Annotated in this window: 5 protein-coding genes and 2 pseudogenes; 6 read left to right on the top strand and 1 reads right to left on the bottom strand. The window is 73.7% G+C overall.

All coding sequences use genetic code 11. The features are described 5' to 3' along the window. The 6 genes and pseudogenes from H1A17_RS33060 to H1A17_RS33035 all read left to right on the top strand — a co-directional run. Positions 1 to 533: pseudogene (locus tag H1A17_RS33060) on the top strand (DUF58 domain-containing protein); the annotation flags it as partial. Beyond that, positions 530 to 1,480: a VWA domain-containing protein gene (locus H1A17_RS33055; RefSeq protein ID WP_145920808.1), complete on the top strand. Its 951-nt coding sequence runs from the start codon at positions 530 to 532 to the stop codon at positions 1,478 to 1,480. The pseudogene H1A17_RS33060 and the gene H1A17_RS33055, both read left to right, overlap by 4 nt. Positions 1,481 to 2,232: 752 nt before the next feature. Continuing rightward, positions 2,233 to 2,937, top strand: coding sequence for a beta-ketoacyl-ACP reductase (gene fabG / locus H1A17_RS33050; protein WP_145920806.1), 705 nt, complete (start codon positions 2,233 to 2,235; stop codon positions 2,935 to 2,937). A gap of 23 nt (positions 2,938 to 2,960) precedes the next feature. Continuing rightward, the gene (fabI, locus tag H1A17_RS33045) at positions 2,961 to 3,728 is read left to right on the top strand and encodes an enoyl-ACP reductase FabI (RefSeq protein WP_145920805.1); all 768 of its coding nucleotides are present in this window, start codon (positions 2,961 to 2,963) and stop codon (positions 3,726 to 3,728) included. A gap of 96 nt (positions 3,729 to 3,824) precedes the next feature. Then, on the top strand, positions 3,825 to 4,856 hold the full coding sequence (locus H1A17_RS33040) for a ferrochelatase (RefSeq protein ID WP_145920804.1): 1,032 nt from the start codon (positions 3,825 to 3,827) through the stop codon (positions 4,854 to 4,856). A 42-nt stretch (positions 4,857 to 4,898) separates the two neighbouring features. Continuing rightward, complete coding sequence (locus tag H1A17_RS33035) at positions 4,899 to 5,678, top strand: HAD-IIA family hydrolase (protein WP_145920803.1); 780 nt, start codon at positions 4,899 to 4,901, stop codon at positions 5,676 to 5,678. Positions 5,679 to 5,711: 33 nt separating this feature from the next. On the opposite strand, the pseudogene H1A17_RS33030 reads toward H1A17_RS33035, so the two are convergent. After that, positions 5,712 to 5,979 (bottom strand): annotated as a pseudogene (locus H1A17_RS33030) (hypothetical protein); the annotation flags it as partial.

The raw sequence follows: 5,979 nt of genomic DNA, 5'->3' as shown, positions 1-5,979 counted from the left end.
GCAGGCGGGCGCGGCGGTCGGCCGGGTGCGGGCCGGCGCGGTCCGGCCGGCGGGAGGCGCAGGCGCTGTTGCGCGCGGTGGCGCACACCCCGCTGCGACCCGGCCGTGGCGACCTGGGCGCGCTTGTGGACCTGCTCAACCGGCCGCCGCGCCGACGGGGCCTGGCCGTGGTGATCTCGGACTTCCTCGCGCCGCCCGAGCAGTGGGGCCGGCCGCTGCGTAAGCTGCGGGTCCGGCACGACGTGCTGGCCATCGAGGTGGTCGACCCGCGCGAGCTGGAACTGCCCGACGTGGGGGTGCTGCCGGTGGTGGACCCGGAGACCGGGGAGCTGCACGAGGTGCAGACCGCCGACCCACGGCTGCGCCGCCGCTACGCCGAGGCGGCCGCCGCCCAGCGCGGCGCGATCGCCGCCGAGCTGCGCGCCGCCGGCGCCGGGCACCTGATGTTGCGTACCGACCGAGACTGGCTGCTGGACATGGTGCGATTCGTGGCCGCCCAGCGGCACGCCCGCACCCGGGGGACGACGCGATGATCCGTTTCATGCAACCGTGGTGGCTGCTGGCTCTGGTGCCGGTGCTGGCCCTGGCCGCCGCCTACGTCTGGCGGCAGCGCCACCGCCGGGCGTACGCGATGCGGTTCACCAACGTGGACCTGCTGCGTACCCTCGCGCCGAAGGGGTTGGGCTGGCGGCGGCACGCGGCGGCGACCACGCTGCTGCTGGCGATGGTGGCGCTGGCCACCGGGATGGCCCGGCCGGCGATCGACACCCAGGAGCCGCTGGAGCGGGCCACCGTGATGCTCGCCATCGACGTGTCGCTGTCGATGCAGGCCGACGACGTGTCGCCGAACCGGTTGGAGGCGGCCCAGGAGGCGGCGAAGCAGTTCGTCGGTGAGCTGCCGGCCAGCTACAACCTGGGGCTGGTCTCGTTCGCCAAGGCGGCGAACGTGCTGGTGGCGCCCACCAAGGACCGGGCCGCGGTGACGGCGGCGATCGACGGGCTGACCCTGGCCGAGGCGACCGCCACCGGCGAGGCGGTCTTCACCTGCCTGGAGGCGATCCGGTCGGTCCCGGCCGACGGCGCGGCCGGGATCCCGCCGGCCCGGATCGTGCTGCTCTCCGACGGGTTCCGCACCTCGGGCCGGTCGGTGGAGGAGGCTGCGGCGGCGTCGCAGGCGGCGAACGTGCCGGTCTCGACCATCGCGTTCGGCACCGACTCGGGGCAGGTCGACATCGGTGGTCAGTTGCAGCGGGTGCCGGTGGACCGGCTGGCGCTGGCCCAGCTCGCCGAGACCACCGAGGGCTACTTCTACGAGGCGGCCTCGGTGGCCGAGCTGAAGCAGGTCTACCAGGACATGGGCTCGTCGATCGGGTTCCGCACCGAGCCCCGCGAGATCACCCAGTGGTACGCGGGGGTGGCGCTGCTGCTGGCGCTCTGCGCGGGCGGGCTGAGCCTGCTCTGGACGTCCCGGATGCTGTGAGGCCGGCGCGGACGTCCCGGGGTGCGGTGCCAGGCATCCCGGACGTCCCGGGTGCGGTGATCCGGGTCCGGGGTGTCCCGGCGGTGGACGCCGGTGCGCGGTGCGCGGGTCGGCGTGGTGGCCGGTGGCGGGTCAGTGACCGCCGCCGGCCAGGACGAACACGACGGCCACCCAGACGGCGGCGAGGGTGAAGCCCAGCGGGGCGACGTAGCGGCTCATGAACGGCTCCGGGTGGCGACTGGACGGTCCGCGGGGCGGGCGGGACCGCAGGGGTTGGTCAGGGCGCGCACACGAAGTCGTGACCGGGCTGCTCCACCGGGGCGTCCCGGCGCGGGACGGCACCACCGACCGGTCCGCCGGCCGGGGCCGGAAGCGGGCGGTGACGGGGGGAGCGGGAGCTGGGTCAGCTCTACCGACTGAGTCGTGGCTCAGCGGGGCTGACGGACGGCCCGGCCACGACTGGGAGGATCGCTATCTCGCACAGCGATCACCTCCTGCGGTCGGCGGGGCCAGAAACGCGAGTCGCATTCGGCTCGCGGACGCCGATCATCGTACAACGGGGACACCCGCACCACGTATTCGGCCGTCCCCGCGTCGGACGGTGGCGACCCGCTCCCGGAGGGTGGTCGCGCCGACCCCTCGGTGAGCCGTCCCGGCCGCCGCGCCGGGGGACGGTGGCGCACCGTTAGCGGTTACCTGTCGGTAACGCCTAGGCTCCGACCGGAATGATCAGCGGAACCGAAGGGGGACCCGTGGCCCGTACCGTGCTGGTGACCGGCGGCAACCGGGGGATCGGACTGGCCATCGCGCAGGCGTTCGCCAAGCAGGGCGACCGGGTCGCGGTCACGCACCGCAGCGGCGACGCGCCGGAGGGACTCTTCGGCGTCAAGTGCGACGTCACCGACTCCGCTTCCGTCGACGCCGCCTTCACCACCGTCGAGGCCGAGCTGGGCCCGGTCGAGGTGCTGGTCGCCAACGCCGGCATCACCGACGACACGCTGCTGATGCGGATGTCCGAGGAGCAGTTCACCGGGGTGCTCGACACCAACCTCACCGGTGCCTTCCGTTGCGCCAAGCGGGCCTCGTCCAAGATGCTCCGCGCCAAGTGGGGGCGGATGATCTTCATCTCGTCGGTTATCGGGCTCTACGGCGGCGCCGGCCAGGTCAACTACGCGGCCAGCAAGGCCGGCCTGGTCGGGGTGGCCCGGTCGATCACCCGGGAGCTGGGCAGCCGCAACATCACCGCGAACGTCGTCGCCCCGGGCTTCATCGACACCGAGATGACCGCCGCGCTGCCCGAGGAGCGCCGCACCGAGTACCGCAAGGTCATCCCGGCCGGGCGGTTCGCCGCGCCGGACGAGGTCGCCGGGGTGGTCACCTGGCTCGCCTCGGACGCCGCCGGCTACATCTCCGGCGCCGTCATCCCGGTCGACGGCGGCCTCGGCATGGGTCACTGAGAACGTACGGAGGAAGCCAACACATGTCAGGACTGCTCGCCGGTAAGCGGCTGCTCGTCACCGGCGTCATCACCGACGCCTCGATCGCCTTCTCGGTGGCGAAGCTCGCCCAGGACAACGGCGCCCAGGTCGTGCTCACCGGCTACGGCCGGCTCTCGCTGGTCGAGCGGATCGCCCGGCGGCTGCCCCAGCCGGCGCCGATCATCGAGCTGGACGTGACCAGCCCGGAGCAGCTCGCCGGCCTCGCCGACCAGGTACGCGAGCACGTCGACGGCCTCGACGGGGTGGTCCACTCGATCGGCTTCGCCCCGCAGAGCTGCCTCGGCGGCGGCTTCCTCGACGCCCCCTGGGAGGACGTGGCGACCGCGTTGCAGGTCTCCACGTACTCCTACAAGTCGCTGGCCATGGCGGCGCTGCCGCTGATGTCGCCGGGCGGCTCGGTGGTCGGGCTCACCTTCGACGCCACCAAGGCGTGGCCGGTCTACGACTGGATGGGGGTGGCCAAGGCCGGGCTGGAGTCCGCCTCCCGCTACCTCGCCCTGCACCTGGGCAAGCAGGGCATCCGCAGCAACCTGGTCGCCGCCGGGCCGCTGCGCACGATGGCCGCGAAGTCCATCCCCGGCTTCGAGCAGTTCGAGCAGGCGTGGGCCGAGCGGGCCCCGCTCGGCTGGAGCCTCACCGACCAGGAGCCGGCCGCCCGGGCCTGCCTGGCCCTGATGTCGGACTGGTTCCCGGCCACCACCGGCGAGATCGTCCACGTCGACGGCGGCTACCACGCGCTGGGCGCCTGAGCCGCGCGGAAGGGGCCCCGCCCGGGGCCCCTTCCGTAACCTGCGGGACCAGGGGCCGTCGTCGGGCCGTCGCCGACCCCGGGGGAGAATGACCCCATGTCGTACGACGCATTGGTGCTGGTCTCCTTCGGTGGCCCGGAGCGGCCCGAGGACGTGCTGCCCTTCCTGGAGAACGTGACCCGGGGGCGGGGGGTGCCGCCCGAGCGGCTGGCCGAGGTCGCCGAGCACTACCTGCACTTCGGCGGGGTCTCCCCGATCAACCAGCAGTGCCGTGAGCTGCTCGCCGCGATCCGGGCGGATCTCGCCGCCCACGGGGTCGACCTGCCCGTCTACTGGGGCAACCGGAACTGGCACCCGATGCTCGCCGACACCGTGGCGCAGCTGCGCGACGACGGGATCACCCGCGCGCTGGCGTTCGTCACCAGCGCGTACGGCGGCTACTCGTCCTGCCGGCAGTACCAGGAGGACATCGCCGCCGCGCGGGCCGCCGTCGGCCCGGACGCCCCGGTGATCGACAAGCTGCGCCAGTTCTGGGACCACCCGGGCTTCGTCGAGCCGCACGCCGACGCGGTGCGCTCGGCGCTGGCCCAGCTCGACCCGGCCCGGCGGGACACCACCCGGCTGGTCTTCACCGCGCACTCCATCCCCACCTCGGCGGCGGCCACCGCCGGCCCGCACGGCGGCCGGTACACCGCGCAGCTGGCGGAGACCGCCCGCCTGGTGCACGCCGCCGCCGCGCCCGACCTGCCGTACGACCTGGTCTGGCAGAGCCGTTCCGGTCCGCCCCGGGTGCCGTGGCTGGAGCCGGACGTCAACGACCACCTGACCGCCCTCGCCGGGCAGGGGGTGACCGGGGTGGTGGTCAGCCCGATCGGGTTCGTCTCGGACCACCTGGAGGTGGTCTGGGACCTCGACACCGAGGCGTCCGAGACGGCCAAGCAGCTCGGCCTGGACTTCGTCCGGGCAGGCACCCCCGGCACCGACCCGAGGTTCGTGGCGATGGTGCGCGAACTGGTGGCCGAACGCACCACGCCCGACGGGCCGGGGTCGCGCCGCCGCCTCGGTGAGCTGCCGATGTGGGACACCTGCCCCACCCCGTGCTGCGTGCCGGCCGCCCGCCGCCCCTGATGCCGACGACCCGCCCTCCCCGACACCCCCTTGGGACGACAGATGCTTGACCGCAAGCCGGTGCAGAGCTGGCTCACCGACATGGACGGCGTGCTGGTGCACGAGGGCCAGCCGGTGCCCGGCGCGCCGGAGTTCGTCAACCGGCTCCGGGCCTCCGGCAAGCCCTTCCTGGTGCTCACCAACAACTCCATCTACACCCCGCGTGACCTCCAGGCCCGGCTGACCCGGATGGGTTTCGAGGTGCCCGAGGAGGCGATCTGGACGGCGGCGCTGGCCACCGCCCAGTTCCTCGCCGACCAGCGGCCGGGCGGCACCGCGTACGTGATCGGGGAGGCGGGGCTGACCACCGCGCTGCACGCCGTCGGTTACGTGCTGACCGACTTCGCCCCGGACTACGTGGTGCTGGGCGAGACCCGCACCTACAGCTTCGAGGCGATCACCAAGGCGGTCCGGCTGATCAACGACGGGGCGCGGTTCATCTGCACCAACCCGGACGTCACCGGCCCGTCGGTGGAGGGTGCGCTGCCCGCCGCCGGGTCGGTCGCCGCGATGATCTCGAAGGCGACCGGGGTGGAGCCGTACTTCGTCGGCAAACCGAACCCGATGATGATGCGCTCGGCGCTGAACACCATCAACGCCCACTCGGAGAGCACCGCGATGATCGGTGACCGGATGGACACCGACATCCTGTGCGGCCTGGAGGCGGGGCTGGAGACGATCCTGGTGCTCACCGGGATCAGCACCCGGGCCGAGACGGAACGCTACCCGTACCGGCCGTCACGCATCGTCGAGTCGGTGCTCGACCTGATCGACGAGATCTGACCCGTACCGGTCCGGCGGCCCGACCGGGTGCGGTCAGGGGCGCAGCGGGGCGTTGCAGGCGGCGACCAGCGCCTGCCGGCAGGCGGTGGTGAGCGGGCGCAGCGCCGCGTCGCGCTGCTGCGCCTCATGGTTGTTGATCGCCCCGCCGGGCGCGCTCTCGCCGGCCAGCGCGAGCACCCGGTCGAGCACGGCGGCGCGGGCGAACAGCCGCCGGGAACGCGGGTCGAACCCGGGCGGCAGGTCGGTCGCGCCGTCGGGGCGACGCAGCGCGGCCAGCGCCCCGGCCAGCTCGGGCCGCCAC

It is taken from the genome of Micromonospora sp. S-DT3-3-22 (assembly GCF_015354745.1).
Classification (GTDB): domain Bacteria; phylum Actinomycetota; class Actinomycetes; order Mycobacteriales; family Micromonosporaceae; genus Micromonospora; species Micromonospora wenchangensis.
Note: the sequence above shows the minus strand (reverse complement) of the source record. Positions and strands in the feature narration are given on the sequence as shown.

Coding starts and splice junctions, on each gene's coding strand:
- H1A17_RS33055 (WP_145920808.1), top strand. CDS start 530: ATGATCCGTTTCATGCAACCGTGGTGGCTGCTGGCTCTGGTGCCGGTG.
- fabI (WP_145920805.1), top strand. CDS start 2,961: ATGTCAGGACTGCTCGCCGGTAAGCGGCTGCTCGTCACCGGCGTCATC.
- H1A17_RS33040 (WP_145920804.1), top strand. CDS start 3,825: ATGTCGTACGACGCATTGGTGCTGGTCTCCTTCGGTGGCCCGGAGCGG.
- H1A17_RS33035 (WP_145920803.1), top strand. CDS start 4,899: ATGCTTGACCGCAAGCCGGTGCAGAGCTGGCTCACCGACATGGACGGC.